Source organism: Rhodococcus pseudokoreensis (assembly GCF_017068395.1).
GTDB classification, from domain to species: Bacteria; Actinomycetota; Actinomycetes; order Mycobacteriales; family Mycobacteriaceae; genus Rhodococcus_F; species Rhodococcus_F pseudokoreensis.
Window position 1 is genome coordinate 3,971,348 of record NZ_CP070619.1, and the last position, 13,420, is coordinate 3,984,767.

Genomic DNA, 13,420 nt, shown 5'->3' on the forward strand with positions numbered 1-13,420 from the left:
TACAAAACCCTGCACCACTGCATGAAGGAGAAATTCATGAGCCTGCCCCCGATCCTGCAAGACCGGCTCCGCCTACCCGTGGTCGCGTCGCCGATGTTCATCGTCTCCGGCCCCGACCTGGTCATCGCCCAATCCACCTCCGGCGTCGTCGGATCCTTCCCCTCCCTCAACGCCCGACCGCAGCCTGTGCTGCGCGAATGGCTCACCCGGATCACCGAGGAACTCGCCAAGCACGACGCCAACAACCCCGAAACACCGTCCGCCCCCTACGCGGTCAACCTCATCGTCCACAAGAGCAACGACCGCCTCGACGAAGACCTCGCCACCATCGTCGAATTCCAGGTCCCCATCGTCATTACCTCCCTCGGCGCCCGCACCGACGTCAGCGACGCCGTCCACAGCTACGGCGGCATCGTCCTCCACGACGTCATCAACAACACCTTCGCGAAGAAGGCCGTCGAGAAGGGCGCCGACGGACTCATCGCCGTCGCCGCAGGCGCCGGCGGACACGCAGGCACCCTGTCCCCGTTCGCGCTGCTCCAGGAAATCCGCGAATGGTTCGACGGACCGGTCCTGCTGTCGGGCTCCATCGCCCACGGCCGCTCCGTCCTCGCCGCCCAAGCCGCGGGCGCCGACCTCGCCTACATCGGCTCCGCGTTCATCGCCACCGAAGAAGCCACCGCCGACCAGCGCTACAAGCAGATGATCGTCGACTCCACCGCATCCGACATCGTCTACTCCAACCTCTTCACCGGAGTACACGGCAACTACCTGCGCGGCAGCATCGAATCCGCCGGACTCGACCCGAACAACCTCGCCGTCTCCGACCCGACCGCCATGGACTTCGGCGTCGGCGAAGACGCAGACACCAGCACGAAAACGGAAGCCAAGCCCTGGCGCGACATCTGGGGCGCCGGACAGGGCATCGGCGCCGTGGACGCAGTCGTCCCGGCAGCGCAGATCGTCGAACGCCTCAGCCGTGAGTACGCGGACGCGAAGGCCCTCCTGGTGTAGGCGCTACGCGCCCGTGCGCGGTTAAGGAGTCCAGAGACTCGTCAACCACGCACGGGCGGCGGAGCCGCCTACCCGGCCGCGATGTCGCGACCGATGATTTCCTTCATGATCTCGGTGGTTCCGCCGTAGATCGTCTGGATCCGGCTGTCGACGTACGCGCGGCCGATGGGGTACTCCATCATGTAGCCGTAGCCGCCGTGCAATTGGACGCAGCGGTCGACGACGCGCTTCTGCAGTTCACTGGCCCACCACTTGCCCTTCGCCGCGTCGACGGCGGTGAGTTCGCCCGCGTTCAAGGCGAGGACGCAGCGGTCGATGTGCGATTCGGTGACCTCGATCTCGGTGAGCATCTCGGCCAGCGCGAACCGGGTGTTCTGCAGATCCCCGATCGGCTTGCCGAAAGCCTTGCGCTCGAACACGTAGTCCCGGGTCCACCGATAGGCGGCCTTCGCGACGGTGATCGCGTTGACCGCGATCGAGATACGCTCGAGAGGCAGGTTTTCCATGAGGTGGACGAAGCCACGCCCCTCGGTGCCGAGCAGGTTGGCCGCGGGCACCCGCACGTCCTCGAAGACGAGTTCCGCGGTGTCCTGACCGGCCAGGCCGACCTTGTGCAGTTTGCGACCCCGGCTGAAGCCGGGCATGCCCCGCTCCACGACCAGGAGCGAGAAACCCTTGGACCCTGCATTCGGGTCGGTTCGGGCCACGACGATGACGAGGTCGGAGTGAATACCGTTGGTGATGAACGTCTTCTGACCGTTGATCACCCAGTCGTCGCCGTCCCGCACCGCGGTGGTCTTGATGCCCTGCAGGTCGCTTCCGGTGCCCGGTTCGGTCATCGCGATCGCGCCGATCAGTTCGCCCGCGGCCATGCCGGGCAGCCACCGCTGCTTCTGTTCGTGCGTGCCGAGATTCGCGATGTACGGGATAGCGATGTCGTCCTGGAGCGCCAGTCCCGAACCGAACGACGTCGTCGCGGTGCGGGCGATCTCCTCGGCGACGACGTAGCGGAACCGGAAGTCGGTGACACCGGAGCCGCCGAACTCCTCCGGCACGGCGAGACCGACGATCCCCGACTTTCCGGCGGCCAGCCACGCCGCTCGGTCGATCAGCCGGTCGGCCTCCCACTGCTCGTAGTGCGGTTCGATCTCGCGGGCGAGGAACTCGCGCACCGTCTCCCGGTACGCTTCGTGATCCTTCTCGAAGATGGTGCGCTGCATGACTTCTCTCCTACAGATGAATCAGGCGCTGACGGGAACCGACAGGCCGGCGAGGCGCTCCGCGATCAGGGCCTCCGCCTCGGCGATGATGCGTTCGACGAGTTCACCGGCGGTCGGGATGTCGTGGATGATGCCCTGGACGGTACCTGCGGTCCAGATGCCCGCCTCGGGGTCGCCGTTCTCGAACACGGTGCGTCCGCGGGCGCCGGCCACAAGGTCCCGGACGTCCTCGAATTTGCCTCCGCGGTCCAGGATCTCGACGACCTCCCGGCTCACGGTGTTGCTCGCGACGCGGGCGGTGTTGCGCAGCGGCCGGAAGATCAACTCGGTGTCGGTCTCCTTGGCGGCGACGATCGCTTCCTTGATGTTCTGGTGGATCGGCGATTCGGCGGTGCACATGAAGCGGGTGCCCATGTTGATCCCGTCGGCGCCGAGCGCGAGGGCGGCGACCAGCCCACGCCCGTCCGCGAATCCGCCCGACGCGACCATCGGGATGGTGATCTGTTCGGCGGCGGCGGCGATGAGCACCAGCCCGGGGATGTCGTCCTCGCCGGGGTGGCCGGCGCATTCGAAGCCGTCGATGCTGATGCCGTCGACGCCGCTGTCCTGGGCCTTGATCGCGTGCCGCACGCTGGTGCACTTGTGCAGCACCTTCACGCCTGCGGCGTGGAAGTCGGGCAGGTGCGGGGCGGGGTTGGAGCCGGCGGTCTCGACGATCTTGACGCCGGACTCGATGATGACCTGCCGGTACTCCTCGTACGGCGGCGGCGTGATCGCCGGAAGGATCGTGAGGTTCACGCCGAAGGGCTGGTCGGTGAGTTCGCGGGTGCGGGCGATCTCCCTGGCGAGGTCCTCCGGGGTCGGCTGGGTCAGTGCAGTCAGCAGACCCAGCGCTCCGGCGTTGGCGACGGCGGCGACGAGTTCGGCGCGACCGACCCACTGCATGCCGCCCTGCACGATCGGGTGGCGGATGCCGAAGGTCTTGGTGAATGCGGTGGAGAGCATGGCACGGCTCCTCTGGGAAACGGTTCAGTGAGCGGGTAGATACCCGACGGTGTGGAGAGCGATGTCGACGTAGCGGCTGGCGACCTGCTCGGGAGTCAGCGCTCCGCCGAGCTGGTACCACCGCGGAATCGACTGGAACATCCCGAGCAGCGCGCGCACGGTCTCGGGGACGTCCCCGCTGTGGAACACGTCGCGGGCGACGCCGTCGGCGACGAGGTCGACCATCATCAGTTCGAGCCGCTTGCGGGTCGCGGCGTAGCGACCGCGGCTGTCGGCCGAGACGTGCCGCAACTCGGTGTCGAGGGAGACGTGCCGCACCCGGTGCGTCATGTACAGGACGATCGCCTCGACGACGTTGGCGAATTGCGCCACCACGTCGTCGCCGGCCTCGCGGGCGGCTGCCTCGGCGCGTTCGTTCAGTTCGCGCATCTGCAGTTCGAACAGGGCCACGAGAACGGCTTCCTTGCTCTCGTGGTGGTAGTACAGGGCGGGGACGGTCACCCCGACACGACGGGCGATCTGCCGCACCGTCGTGCCGTGGTAACCGTTCTCGTTGAACAGATCCAGTGCCTGCTCGAGGATGGGCGTCAGCGTCAGGGCCTCGAAGGTCCGCCAGTCGGCGTACACCGTCTCGGTGGTAGCAGGCCCATCCTCGCGCAGAGTCACAGGTCGCCGATCAGCGCGGTGCCATGCGGATGGCGCCGTCGAGACGGATCGTCTCACCGTTGAGCATCGGGTTCGACACGATGTGTGCGGCGAGGGCGCCGTACTCCGACGGGTCGCCGAGACGCGAGGGGTGCGGCACCTGGCCACCGAGCGACTGCTGCGCGGCCTCCGGCAGCGACCCGAGCAGCGGCGTCTTGAACAGGCCGGGAGCGATCGTGTTGACGCGGATCAGCAGCGACGCGAGGTCGCGGGCGATCGGCAGGGTCATGCCGACGACGCCGCCCTTGGACGCGGAGTACGCGGCCTGACCGATCTGGCCCTCGTACGCGGCGACAGAGGCGGTGTTGATGATGACGCCGCGCTCGCCCTCGATCGGCTCGTTCTTCGAGATGCGCTCGGCGGCAAGGCGGATCACGTTGAACGTGCCGATCAGGTTGACGGTGACGACCTTGGTGAAGTCGGCCAGCGGGAACGCACCGTTCTTGCCGACGGTCTTGACGGCGTTGCCGATGCCGGCGCAGTTCACGGCGACGCGCAGCGGTCCGAGCGACTCCGCGACGTCGAGTGCGGCGGACACGTCGGCCTCGCTGGTGACGTCGCCTGCGGCGAACCGCACGCGGTCGCCGAGTTCCTTGGCGACGGTCTCACCGTCGGAGGAGGGCAGGTCGATGATGACGACGCTGGCGCCGTCGGCGAGCAGTGCCTTGGTGGTGGCGAGGCCGAGGCCGGAGGCACCGCCGGTGACGAGTGCGACGCTGTCGTTGACGATCATGTCTTACCTTTCGGAAGCAGGGTTTTCGGGAAAGTGTGGGTCAGATGCGTTCGATGATGGTGGCGTTGGCCATGCCCGCGCCCTCGCACATGGTCTGCAGGCCGTAGCGTCCGCCGGTGGCCTCGAGGTTGTTGACCAGGGTGCTCAGCAGGCGGGTGCCCGAGGAACCGAGCGCGTGCCCGAGCGAGATGGCGCCGCCCCACGGGTTGAGCTTGGCCGGGTCGGCCCCGAACTCGTGCGCCCACGCCAGCGGCACCGGCGCGAACGCCTCGTTGACCTCGTAGGCGTCGATGTCGTCGATGCTCAGCCCCGACTTGGCGAGGATCTTCTTCGTCGCCGGGATCGGCGCGGTGAGCATGAAGACCGGGTCGTCACCGGCGACGGCGAACGAGTGGAACCGCGCCCGCGGGGTCAGACCCAGCTTCGACGCCATCTCCTCGCTCATGATCAGGGCGGCGGACGCACCGTCGGTGAGCGGGGACGAGTTGCCGGGGGTGATGTGCCACTGCGCCTCGGGGAACCGGGCCGCGTACTTCTCCGAGTGGAACGACGACTTCAGCCCGGACAGGCCCTCGGCGGTGGTCGTGGCGCGCACCGTCTCGTCGACGGTGTGCGTGACCGTCTCCCCGGCGGCGTTGGTCACGTCGATCGGGATGATCTCCTTGGCGAACAACCCCTTCGACGCGGCGTCGGCGGCACGCTGATGCGACTGCGCGGAGAACGCGTCGAGGGTGTCGCGGTCGAACTTCCACTTGGCGGCGATCAGTTCCGCGGAAATACCCTGGTTGACAAGGCCTTCCGGGTAGCGTGCGGCGATGCCCGGGCCGGACGCGTCCTGCCCGATGGTGGTCGTACCCATCGGAACACGCGACATCGACTCGACGCCCGCGGCGATCACGATGTCGTAAGCGCCGGCGATCACGCCCTGCGCCGCGAAGTGCGCCGCCTGCTGGCTCGAGCCGCACTGGCGGTCGACGGTGGTCGCCGGAACCGAGTCCGGGAACCCGGCCGACAGCACGGCGGTCCGGGTGATGTTGAGGGCCTGCTCGCCGGCCTGGCCGACACAGCCGCCGATGACGTCGTCGACCAGCACGGGGTCGATGCCGTTACGTTCGACGATGGTGCGCAGCACGTGCGCGAGCAGTTCCACCGGGTGCGTACCCGACAGCGCGCCGCCGGGTTTGCCCTTGCCGGAGGCGAGGCGGACTACGTCCACGATGACAGCGTTGGTCATGATGTTCCCTTTCGAAGTGTTTGCGGCTGCGCCGCCCGTGAGTACTTCTTAACCGCCCGCGGTTAACAAGTACTCACGGGTCAGCGGCCCTGCCAGACCGGTTGCCGCTTCTCGGCGAATGCCGTCGGCCCTTCCTTGGCGTCCGCGCTGGTGAAGATGGTGGTGATGGCGGCGGTGTTCGCCTCCCATGCCCCGTTACCCCAGTCGGGTTCGGTTGCGGTGCGGTGGATCATGGCCTTCGATTCGCGCACCGACAGCGGTGCGTTGGCGGCGATCTGCTCGGCGAGTTCGAGCGCGACGTCGAGGGCGGTGCCCGCCGGGGCGACCCGGTTGACGAGGCCCAGTTCCTTGCCCTGCGCTGCGGTGATCGGCTCGCCGGTCAGCGCGATCTCCAGCGCGATCTTCTTGGGGATCTGCTGCTGCAGGCGGATCACGCCACCCGCGGCGGCGAACAGTCCGCGCTTGACCTCGGGGAGCCCGAGTTTCGCTTCCTCGTCGACGACCGCGAGGTCACTGGCGAGCACCAGTTCGGTGCCGCCGCCGAGGGCGAAGCCGTTGACCGCGGCGATGGTCGGCTTACTGATCCAGTGTTGCGCGTATCCGGCGAAGCCCCATTCGGGGTGCCCGTCCGCAGCGATGTTCCCGCCCGTGGCGAGGGCCTTGAGGTCGGCGCCTGCGCAGAACGCGCGGCCGGACCCGGTCACGACGATCACCCGGACGTCGGGGTCGTTCTCGGCCTGCTCGAGCAGATTGCCCACGGCGGTCGACAGCGCGCCGTTCACCGCATTGAGCGCTTTGGGGCGGTTCAGCGTGATGATGCCGATGCCACCGCGCCGCTCCCACAGTGCGGCTGCCTCCGTCGTCTCCGTCTGTTCTGGCACGTCTCATCCTCCGACTCGGCCTGATTACTGATCGCTCGTTAAAGTTAGTACCACGCCGCCGAGCGCACGGTCAATGGCCGACTTTATCTAGCGCCCGTTCAGTAGCGTCTGGTATGGATAGTCAGGGACCGACGGAGGAGATCACCACGTGTATGCCCAGCAACTGACCAGCGCTTCCGGCCCCGCCGGCGTGCAGCTCGCCGAGATCGACGAACCCGACGGAACCGGACGCGTCGTCGTCGACCTGCACGCCGCCGGCGTGGCCTTTCCCGACCTGCTGCAGACCACCGGCAGCTATCAGATCGTCCGCGACCTGCCCTTCGTGCTGGGACTCGAGGGCGCGGGCGTCGTCCGCAGCGCCCCCGAGGACAGCGGCATCCGGGCGGGACAGCGGGTGGCCGTCCTCGCGACGGACGGCGCCTGGCAGCAGACCGTCGCGGTGGAACCCGACTCGGTGTTCCCGCTCCCCGACTCGGTGTCACTCGAAGCGGGCGCCGGTTTCCTGCTGAACTACCTCACCGTGCACTTCGCCCTCGACGAGCGTGCCCGCTACCGCGCAGGCGAGACGGTGCTGGTCCACGGCGCCGCCGGCGGTGTCGGGGTGGCCGCGCTGCAGGTCGCGGCCGCACTGGGACTCGAGACGATCGCCGTGGTCAGCACGGAGGAGAAGGCCGGTATCGCGAAGGCCAACCGCGCCGATCACGTCGTCCTCGTGGACGACTGGAAGGACCGGGTCCGCGACCTCACCGACGGCCGCGGCGTCGACATCATCCTCGACCCCGTGGGCGGCGACCGGTTCACCGACAGTCTGCGCAGCCTCGCCCCCAACGGGCGGCTCGTGGTCCTCGGTTTCACCGGCGGCGAGATCCCCACCGTCAAGGTCAACCGGCTTCTGCTGCGTAACATCTCGGTCCTCGGCGCGGGATGGGGCGAGTACGTGCGCACCCATCCCGGCTACACGGGCCGGCAGTGGGCGGCCCTGAGCCCGCTCCTCGAATCCGGTGCGCTCCGGATCACCGAACCCACCGTCTACTCGTTCGAACACGCCGGCGACGCACTGCGGACACTCGAAACCCGTTCCGCGACCGGCAAGATCGCACTCTCCGTCCGCCCTTCCTGACTAAGGATCCTCATGACCTCCGACATTCCCGGCGTGCACACGACCGTCGACAACGGCGTCCTTCGCGTCACCATCGACCGCCCGTCCCGCATGAACGCCGTCACCACCGAGTCCCTCGACGCCATCGCTGACGCCTTCGACAAGCACTCCGGTGACGCCGAGGTGCGGGTCGCAATCCTCACCGGCGCCGGTCGCGCTTTCTGCACCGGCGCGGACCTGGGCGACCTCGACCTTTCCGGGCCGCCGTCGTCCGCGACGATCGACGCCGCGAACCGCGTGGCGGCCACGGTCCGCGCGTTCCCCCGGCCCGTGATCGGTGCGGTCAACGGTCCCGCGGCAGGTGTCGGGGTCTCGCTCGCCCTGGCCTGCGACCTCACGATCGCCACCGAGTCGAGCTATTTCCTGCTCGCGTTCACGAAGGTCGGCCTGATGCCGGACGGCGGCGCCACCGCGCTGGTCGCCGCGTCGATCGGCCGTGCCCGCGCGCTGAAGATGGCCCTCCTGGCCGAACGACTGCCCGCGCGTGAGGCTCTCGCGGCCGGGCTGATCGCCGACGTGTACCCCGACGACGAGTTCGCCACGACCGTCGACGCCCTCGCGCGACGTCTCACCGACGGACCGTCGGAGGCCTTCCACTTCACCAAGGACGCCGTCAACGACGCGACTCTCGCCGAACTCGACAACGCGTTCACCCGCGAGCGTTCGGGCCAGATCGATCTCCTCGCCGCCCCCGATTTCCAGGAGGGCGTCGCAGCGTTCCGGGAAAAGCGTCCCGCTGTGTTCGGCCGGGTCTGAGGACGGTCACCGTGACAGCGGACGTCCCCGCGACAGCGCCGTCGCACGCTCAGCCGTTCGCCTCGCGGCGGACGCACTGGGCCAATCATGTTGCCCGGCATGCCTTCGCGAAACCCGATGCGGTGGCGCTCCGGTTCCGGGGTGCCTCGACCACCTGGCGTGAACTCGACGACCGCAGCGCGCGGACCGCGGTGGTGCTCGCCGCCCGCGGTGTCGCTCGCGGCGACCGCGTCGTGCTGCTGCTCACCAACCGCCCCGAGTTCCTCGAGGTGATGCTCGCCGCGACGCGCCTGGGTGCGATCGCCGTTCCCGTCAATTTCCGGCTCAGTCCCGGCGAGGTGAAGTTCATCGTCGCCGACAGCGACGCCGCCGTCGTGGTCGTCGAGGATTCACTCGTCGATCTCGCCGCCCAGGTCGACGACGCCGTGCCGGTGCTCGTGGTCGGTGACGCCGCCGACGACGTGTCGCTCGAGAAGCAGTTGCGCGCAGCCGATCCCGACGTCCCGATTGCGGACGTGCCGGAGGACTCCCCCGCCGCCATCATGTACACGTCCGGCACCACGGGACGTCCGAAGGGCGCGGTGCTGTCGCACCTGAATCTGCAGGCGCAGGCGCTGACCCTCATCAGGGGATGGCGACTGTTCGACACCGAGTCCGAGGTCAATCTGGTCTCGTCGCCGCTGTTCCACATCGCCGCCCTCGGCAGCGTCGGGCCGTTCCTGCTGATCGGCGCGACCGTCGTGATCCATCCGACCGGTGCGTTCGACGCGACCGAGGTACTCGACGCGCTCGAGCGCGAGCGGGTGACCAGTGTGTTCATGGTGCCGACCCAGTGGCAGGCCATCCTCGACGACGCCGGTCCCGAGGGCCGGGATCTGGCCCTGCGGGTGCTGGGATGGGGCGCCGCGCCTGCCACCCCGACGCTCCTCGACCGCCTGAACGCCGCGTTCCCCGACGCCGCGATCGTGGCCTTCTTCGGCCAGACCGAGATGTCGCCGGTGACGTGCATGCTCGACGGCAAGGATGCCGTGCGCAAGATCGGGTCGGTCGGGAAGCCGATCGACACGGTCGCGATGCGCGTGGTCGACGAGGCGATGCACGACGTGCCGCAGGGTGAGATCGGTGAGATCGTCTACCGCGGGCCGGGACTCATGGAGGGGTACTGGCGCAACCCGGAGGCCACCGCGGACGCATTCGACGGCGGCTGGTTCCACTCCGGCGATCTGGTGCGGGTGGACTCCGAGGGATTCGTGTACGTGGTGGACCGCAAGAAGGACATGATCATCTCGGGCGGGGAGAACATCTACTGCGCCGAGGTCGAGAATGCCCTCGCCGCCCACCCGGACATTCTCGACGTCGCGGTGATCGGGCGGGCCGACGAGCGGTGGGGCGAGGTTCCCGTCGCGGTCGTCGTCCCGCGGGCCGGCGCCGCGCTCGGGGTCGACGCCCTCGCGGACTGGCTCGACGGCCGGGTCGCCCGGTACAAGCGACCCAGGTTCGTCGAGATCCTCCCCCAACTGCCCCGCAATGCCAGCGGCAAGGTCGTCAAAGGCGTTCTGCGCGAACAGTTCGGCGCGCTGAGCAGTTAACCGGTCGGCGGCAGGAGGTGGCGGACGAGGAAGTCGATTTCGTCCGCGACCACCCGCTCGAACAATTCACCGAAGTAGGGATCGAAGTGCCCGCCCGGGTACACGTGCACCTCGGCGTCGGGAGTTCTGGCCGCGGCCTTCTGTGCACTGCGGGTGAACGTGACGACGTCGTGGTCGGCGATGGCGAAGAAGACGGGGCAGGCGATCTTCGCGACCGTCCTCGTCGGCCGGTACAGCGCCGCCTGCAACGCCACCCGTCCCGGGGTTTCGTTGCGCCACGTCGAACCGGGCGGATCCATCGCGTGATACCCCGCCTCCGCGTCGGGTGAGGTCATGGCCGCGAACGAGCCCGGCGGGCCCACGACGGGGAACATGTGCGGCGGACGGTGTCGCAGTTGGGCGTACCGGTCGCGCAGGTAGGCGACCGCCATGCGGCCGAGCCCGGCCGGACCGAGTCGCGGGAGGTTGGTCAGTCCGTCGACGTACGGAACCTGCGACACGACCGCGGCCACGCGACGGTCCCGCGCTGCCGTGCTCAGGACGAGCCCGCCGGACAGTGACGTCCCCCAGAGCGCGACCCGGCCGGGGTCGATGTCCGGGCGGGTGCACACGTACGCGACGGCGCTGTCCCAGTCGTCGAGCTGGCTGTCGATGTCGAGCAGTTGCCTGGGTTCGCCCTCGCTGGCGCCGAAGTGGCGGTAGTCGAACACCAGCGCCGCGATTCCCGCGGCCGCGAACCGCGCCGCGAAGGCGTCGAGTCGCTGCTCGCGCACTCCGCTCCAGCCGTGCGCGAGCACCACACAGGGTGCCGGCGTGGGTGTTTCGGCCCGGCGGCGGTACAGCCAGGCGGCGCAGCGCTGCCCTCGCGAGGTGAACGAGACGTCCTCGCGGCGGACGTCAGGGCACGACCGACCAGCTTCGACGGGTGTCGGCCGAGGATTCATGGGAGCCGCCTCCGAGAGGTGTGGACACCGTCCAGTCTCGGGTCCTTCGGAGACCTGCGACAGGCACCCTAGGGTGACGAATCCGCACCCCAGGGTGGAAGATCAGCTCTCGAGGGCGACTTTCATGCGCTCGAGGGTCTGCCGCATCCCGTCCTGCATCAGCCGGTCGCGGTTGCTGCCCAGCACCTTCGATTTCTGCACCAGCCGCACCCACCATACGGGCGTCGCGTAGATCTCCCGGGTCTCGGTGACGAGAGTGCCGGAGCCGGCGGGTTCGAGGTGGTACGTCCAGCGGGCCTTCGGTTCGTCCGCCTCGAACGAGAACCTCTGGTCCGGAACCACATCCACGACGGTGCAGTGCGTCTTCCAGCGCACCAGCCCGTGCCGGTTGGCGCCGACGAACCGCGACCCCACCGCCGCCGGGGTGCCCGACGTCCAGCGCGCGCCGGTGTTCTCCGGACTGAACCGGCCCATGCCCTCGACGTCGGTCACCACATCCCATACCCGGGCCGGCGGGACGTCGATCACGATGCTCGCGCTGTCCACGCCTAGCGGCCCGGAATCCACTGCAGCGCCTTCACGAAGGGCGGCATGATCTTGGCCCACACCTTCGGCGACAGTCCGCGCGGGCCGCCCAGGTTGAGGACGCGGGTGGTGGCGATGGTCTGCGGCTCGGTGTACTTGAGGAGCCCGTCGTCGCCGTGGCGGCGCCCGACACCCGACACCCCCATGCCGCCCATCGGCGCTCCGGTACTGCCCCACGCCGGCGCGTACCCCTCGTCGACGTTGACGGTTCCGGCGTGGATCCGTGCGGCGATGGCCTCGCCCTCCGCCTTGGTTCCCGCCCACACACTGGCGTTCAGGCCGTACTCGGTGTCGTTGGCGCGTTCGACGGCCTCGTCGACGTCGGCGACGGGGTAGATCGAGACCAGCGGCCCGAACGTCTCGTCGCGGTAGCACTCGGCGTCTTCCGGAACACCGGTCAGGACGGTCGGCTCGTAGAACAGCGGTCCGAGGTCCGGGCGTGCCTTGCCGCCTGCGACCACGGTGGCGCCCTTGACGACGGCGTCGTCGACGTGGCTGGACACGGCCTTGACCTGGTCCTCGGACACGAGGCTGCCCATTTCGATGCCGAAGTCGTAGCCGGCGCCGAGCTTCATGTTGCGGACGCGTTCGCCGAACATCCGGGTGAATTCGGGTGCGATGGACTCCTCGACGTAGATCCGCTCGATGGAGATGCACAGCTGCCCGGAGTTGGAGTAGCAGGCGCGCACGGCGGCGTCGGTGACCTCGCGGAGGTTCGCGCCTGCGGTGACGATCATCGGGTTCTTGCCGCCGAGTTCGGCGGAGAAGCCGATGAGGCGGCGACCGGCCTGCTCGGCGAGGAGCTGACCCGTCGCCGAGGACCCGGTGAACATCAGGTACTCGGTGTTCTCGACGAGGGCGGTGCCGACCACCGAACCCGGTCCGGGGACGACGGCGAACAGATCGCGCGGCAGACCGGCCTGGTACAGCAGGTCGACGCAGGCCAGGGCGCAGTACGGGGTCTGGCTGTCGGGCTTGAGGACGACGGCGTTGCCGGCGAGGAGCGCGGCGACGGCGTCCGACACCGCGAGCGTCATCGGGTAGTTCCACGGCGAGATGACGCCGACGACGCCCTTCGGCTGGTACCGCACCACCGTCTTGGTGAGGCCGGGCAGCATGCCGGAGATGCGGCGGGGACGCAGCAGCTTGGGGGCGACGCGCGCGTAGTGGCGGGCGGTCATCGAGATGTCGAGGACCTCCTCCTGCGCGGCGGCGCGGGACTTGCCCGTCTCGGCCTGTGCCATGTCCATCAGGGCGTTGCGGTTCTCGAGCACCAGGTCGCGGTAGCGGTGGAAGATCGCGGCGCGTTCGGTGACCGGGCGGGCTGCCCATTGCTTCTGCGCCACCCGGGCCCGCGCGATGGCGTCCTCGGCGTCCTGGGCCGTGCCGACGGGGACGGTGGCCAGTTCCTTGCCCGTGAACGCCTCGACAACGGACCGCGTCGGGCGATCCGCGGCGTCCGGGATGGCGATGAGGTCGGCGAGCCGCGCGAACGTGGCGGCGGTCGGAACAGGCATTTCGTACCCCTACTGGTTAGTAGTTTTCGCGGTTACACATAACTTACCCGTTCGGTGGCCCGTGTCACAGGGGCGGAT

13 protein-coding genes are annotated in these 13,420 nt (G+C 68.8%); 4 read left to right on the forward strand and 9 right to left on the reverse strand.

Features of this window, described 5'->3' with window-relative positions; genetic code table 11:
• Positions 1-36 precede the first annotated feature (36 nt).
• Entirely contained in the window at positions 37-1,014 is a 978-nt protein-coding gene (locus JWS13_RS23290; RefSeq protein WP_206007657.1) for an NAD(P)H-dependent flavin oxidoreductase, read from the forward strand.
• Between the two features lie 68 nt (positions 1,015-1,082).
• Here the strand turns inward: JWS13_RS23290 and JWS13_RS23295 are convergent, their stop codons facing one another.
• The 6 genes from JWS13_RS23295 to JWS13_RS23320 form a co-directional block, all read right to left on the reverse strand.
• The gene (locus JWS13_RS23295; protein WP_206007658.1) at positions 1,083-2,234 is read right to left on the reverse strand and encodes an acyl-CoA dehydrogenase family protein; all 1,152 of its coding nucleotides are present in this window, start codon (positions 2,232-2,234) and stop codon (positions 1,083-1,085) included.
• Between the two features lie 21 nt (positions 2,235-2,255).
• Complete coding sequence (locus JWS13_RS23300) at positions 2,256-3,239, reverse strand: NAD(P)H-dependent flavin oxidoreductase (protein WP_206007659.1); 984 nt, start codon at positions 3,237-3,239, stop codon at positions 2,256-2,258.
• A gap of 24 nt (positions 3,240-3,263) precedes the next feature.
• Positions 3,264-3,905 carry a TetR/AcrR family transcriptional regulator gene (locus JWS13_RS23305; RefSeq protein WP_206007660.1) on the reverse strand — a complete coding sequence of 214 codons (642 nt, stop codon included), beginning with the start codon at positions 3,903-3,905 and terminating at the stop codon, positions 3,264-3,266.
• Positions 3,906-3,915: 10 nt separating this feature from the next.
• Complete coding sequence (locus tag JWS13_RS23310) at positions 3,916-4,677, reverse strand: 3-hydroxyacyl-CoA dehydrogenase (protein ID WP_160099462.1); 762 nt, start codon at positions 4,675-4,677, stop codon at positions 3,916-3,918.
• A 40-nt stretch (positions 4,678-4,717) separates the two neighbouring features.
• Positions 4,718-5,911, reverse strand: a complete 1,194-nt coding sequence (locus tag JWS13_RS23315; RefSeq protein WP_206007661.1) for a thiolase family protein — start codon at positions 5,909-5,911, stop codon at positions 4,718-4,720.
• An 80-nt stretch (positions 5,912-5,991) separates the two neighbouring features.
• On the reverse strand, positions 5,992-6,792 hold the full coding sequence (locus JWS13_RS23320) for a crotonase/enoyl-CoA hydratase family protein (protein ID WP_206007662.1): 801 nt from the start codon (positions 6,790-6,792) through the stop codon (positions 5,992-5,994).
• Positions 6,793-6,940: 148 nt separating this feature from the next.
• Here JWS13_RS23320 and JWS13_RS23325 point away from each other — a divergent pair, with 148 nt between their 5' ends.
• Genes JWS13_RS23325 through JWS13_RS23335 form a run of 3 tightly spaced genes read left to right on the forward strand, consistent with a single transcriptional unit; the run spans position 6,941 to position 10,296 of the window.
• On the forward strand, positions 6,941-7,912 hold the full coding sequence (locus JWS13_RS23325; RefSeq protein ID WP_206007663.1) for an NADPH:quinone oxidoreductase family protein: 972 nt from the start codon (positions 6,941-6,943) through the stop codon (positions 7,910-7,912).
• Between the two features lie 12 nt (positions 7,913-7,924).
• The gene (locus JWS13_RS23330; protein WP_206007664.1) at positions 7,925-8,707 is read left to right on the forward strand and encodes an enoyl-CoA hydratase; all 783 of its coding nucleotides are present in this window, start codon (positions 7,925-7,927) and stop codon (positions 8,705-8,707) included.
• An 11-nt stretch (positions 8,708-8,718) separates the two neighbouring features.
• Complete coding sequence (locus JWS13_RS23335; RefSeq protein ID WP_206007665.1) at positions 8,719-10,296, forward strand: long-chain-fatty-acid--CoA ligase; 1,578 nt, start codon at positions 8,719-8,721, stop codon at positions 10,294-10,296.
• On the opposite strand, the gene JWS13_RS23340 is transcribed toward JWS13_RS23335, so the two are convergent.
• From JWS13_RS23340 to JWS13_RS23350, 3 genes are all read right to left on the reverse strand, one after another.
• Positions 10,293-11,240, reverse strand: a complete 948-nt coding sequence (locus JWS13_RS23340; RefSeq protein ID WP_206007666.1) for an alpha/beta hydrolase — start codon at positions 11,238-11,240, stop codon at positions 10,293-10,295. The genes JWS13_RS23335 and JWS13_RS23340 overlap by 4 nt on opposite strands.
• Before the next feature lie 102 nt (positions 11,241-11,342).
• Positions 11,343-11,786, reverse strand: coding sequence for an SRPBCC family protein (locus tag JWS13_RS23345; RefSeq protein WP_206007667.1), 444 nt, complete (start codon positions 11,784-11,786; stop codon positions 11,343-11,345).
• A 2-nt stretch (positions 11,787-11,788) separates the two neighbouring features.
• Positions 11,789-13,342 carry a succinic semialdehyde dehydrogenase gene (locus JWS13_RS23350; RefSeq protein WP_206007668.1) on the reverse strand — a complete coding sequence of 518 codons (1,554 nt, stop codon included), beginning with the start codon at positions 13,340-13,342 and terminating at the stop codon, positions 11,789-11,791.
• Between the last annotated feature and the right edge of the window lie 78 nt (positions 13,343-13,420).

Excerpts from the sequence above, each read along its gene's own strand:
- JWS13_RS23290 (WP_206007657.1), top strand. The coding sequence starts at position 37 with ATGAGCCTGCCCCCGATCCTGCAAGACCGGCTCCGCCTACCCGTGGTC.
- JWS13_RS23295 (WP_206007658.1), bottom strand. The coding sequence starts at position 2,234 with ATGCAGCGCACCATCTTCGAGAAGGATCACGAAGCGTACCGGGAGACG.
- JWS13_RS23300 (WP_206007659.1), bottom strand. The coding sequence starts at position 3,239 with ATGCTCTCCACCGCATTCACCAAGACCTTCGGCATCCGCCACCCGATC.
- JWS13_RS23310 (WP_160099462.1), bottom strand. The coding sequence starts at position 4,677 with ATGATCGTCAACGACAGCGTCGCACTCGTCACCGGCGGTGCCTCCGGC.
- JWS13_RS23315 (WP_206007661.1), bottom strand. The coding sequence starts at position 5,911 with ATGACCAACGCTGTCATCGTGGACGTAGTCCGCCTCGCCTCCGGCAAG.
- JWS13_RS23330 (WP_206007664.1), top strand. The coding sequence starts at position 7,925 with ATGACCTCCGACATTCCCGGCGTGCACACGACCGTCGACAACGGCGTC.
- JWS13_RS23340 (WP_206007666.1), bottom strand. The coding sequence starts at position 11,240 with ATGAATCCTCGGCCGACACCCGTCGAAGCTGGTCGGTCGTGCCCTGAC.
- JWS13_RS23350 (WP_206007668.1), bottom strand. The coding sequence starts at position 13,342 with ATGCCTGTTCCGACCGCCGCCACGTTCGCGCGGCTCGCCGACCTCATC.